1 protein-coding gene and 1 pseudogene are annotated in these 1,961 nt (G+C 73.2%); both read right to left on the reverse strand.

The genetic code is table 11. The annotated features are described in order from the left end of the window. Positions 1-9: 9 nt before the first annotated feature. A complete protein-coding gene (gene crtD / locus ACR2JA_RS18160) occupies positions 10-1,584 on the reverse strand; it encodes a 1-hydroxycarotenoid 3,4-desaturase CrtD (protein ID WP_434010475.1) in 1,575 nt (524 codons plus the stop codon). Then, positions 1,581-1,961: pseudogene (locus ACR2JA_RS18165) on the reverse strand (hypothetical protein); the annotation flags it as partial. The pseudogene ACR2JA_RS18165 and the gene crtD, both read right to left, overlap by 4 nt.

The following is a 1,961-nucleotide window of genomic DNA, read 5'->3' on the forward strand; positions in this document are numbered from 1 at the left end:
CGATGATGCTCAGGCCGTGTTGGCCGTCGTCGCTGAGGGCGTCGAGGTACCACCAGAGGTAGCCACCGGGCGGGACCGCCTGGTCAAAGCGGGGCTGGCCAGCAGGGCCTCGGCCGCGAAACGCCCCGACAGCGTCGCCATCGGCACGCCCGGCCCCGGGTGCACGCTGCCCCCCGCCAGGTACAGGCCCGGCACCGGTGTGCTCGCGCCCGACCGTGCGAAGGCCGAGCCCCAGCCGTGGCTGGCCTGGCCATACAGCGCCCCGCCCGTGGCCGGGAAGCGGCGGTGGAAGTCCGCCGGTGTGGTGCGCTGCGCCCCCGGGCTGTGCGGTGAGAGCGTCAGGCCGCAGCGGCGCAGCAGGTCGAAGGCTTGGGTCTCGCATCGGTCGATGTCCTCGGGGGTGGTGGTGTAGCGGTCGCCCGCGGCCGGGGCATTGACCAGGGCGAACAGGCGTTCGCGCCCGCCGCTGGGCGGTGCGTCGGACTGGCCCCGGTCCTGTGCGCAGACGTACACGGTGGGGGCCCGGGGCAGGCGGTCGCGCCGGAAGATGTCGGTGAACTCGTCCCCGTACGAGGTCTGGTCCACGCGCTGGAAGAACAGGTTGTGGCGGTCCAGCGGCAGCGGGCTGGTGGGCGCGCTCAGGCTCCAGGTGAGGGCGGACAGCGAGCGCTGTGGCGCCTTGCGTTTGACGGCGGATTGCAGCGCCTCGCCCAGCAGTCCGCTGCGCAGCGCGGCGGTGTCGCCGTTGAAGACCACGCTGTCGGCGCGCAGGCCCTCGCCATTGGCCAGGCGCACGCCGCTGACGCGGCCCCGGGTCAGCTCGATGCGTTCGCAGCCGGTGCCGTAGCGGAACACCGCGCCGCGTTCGCGCGCCAGCCGCTCCAGACAGCGCGCGAGCGCGTGCATGCCGCCTTCGATCGACCAGACGCCCGCCATTTCCACCTGGGCGATCAGCATCAGCGTGGCCGGGGCCTGCCAGGGCGACGAGCCGGTGTAGGTGGCGTAACGCGCGAACAGCTGGCGCAGGCGCGGGTCCTGGAACTGGCGGCCCAGGCTGCTCCAGAGGTTGCTCAGCGGCCCGAGCGCGGTGAGCGTGGCCAGACCCTGGAGCCCGATGTCCCAGGTGAGCCCGGCCGGGTGGGGCGTGGGGTTGCAGATGTAGGGCGCTTCGAGGGTCTGGTAGACGGCGCGGGCGCGCGTGCAGAAGGCCTGGAAGCGCCGCGCCTCGGCCGGGCCGGCGAAACGGGCCACGGCGTCGAGCGAGGCGGCCGGGTCGGCGTGCAGGTCGAGCTGGCTGCCGTCGTCCCACCAGTGGCGCGCCAGCACCGCCAGCGGCTGGATGCGCAGCTGGGCTTCGAGCGTGGTGCCCACGGCGGCGAAGAGCTGGTCGAACACCCAGCGCATGGTGAACACGGTGGGGCCACTGTCGATCGGCAGGCCCTCCACCAGCGCCTGGCGCAGCTTGCCGCCCGGCGCATCGGCGGACTCGACCACGGTCACGTCCAGCCCCTGATGGGCCAGGCGCAGCGCGGTGGCCAGACCGCCCATGCCCGCGCCGATGACGACGACCTGGTGGTTGCTCATGGCGGTGGTCCTGCGGTGGGCAGCCCGCGGAGCTCCGCCGGCGGCTGCTGGGGGGCGGACCAGCGCCCCTGCTGTTCCAGCAAGCGCATGCGCACGAACAGCGATTCGGCAAAGTACTGGTGTTTGTAGGCCGCTTCGATGGCCTGCTGGTGGGCGCCCTGGTGGGCGTAGGCCAACATGGATGGCGTGTCTTTCCAGACGCTGAAGGTGCACTGGCGGATCAGCGGCGCCTCGCCCAGGCCCATGGCCAGCGTGCAGCCGCGCGCGGTTTGCATGGCGCTCTGGGCCGCGGGGGCGTTGCGCCAGAACTCCATCGCCTTGGCGGGGCGGATGCTGGCGCGCGTGAGCGCGGCCAGCGGGCGGCTGTCCTGGCACAC

Source organism: Hydrogenophaga sp., assembly GCF_051007235.1.
In the GTDB taxonomy this organism is placed as follows: domain Bacteria; phylum Pseudomonadota; class Gammaproteobacteria; order Burkholderiales; family Burkholderiaceae_C; genus Hydrogenophaga.

Coding starts and splice junctions, on each gene's coding strand:
- crtD (WP_434010475.1), bottom strand. CDS start 1,584: ATGAGCAACCACCAGGTCGTCGTCATCGGCGCGGGCATGGGCGGTCTG.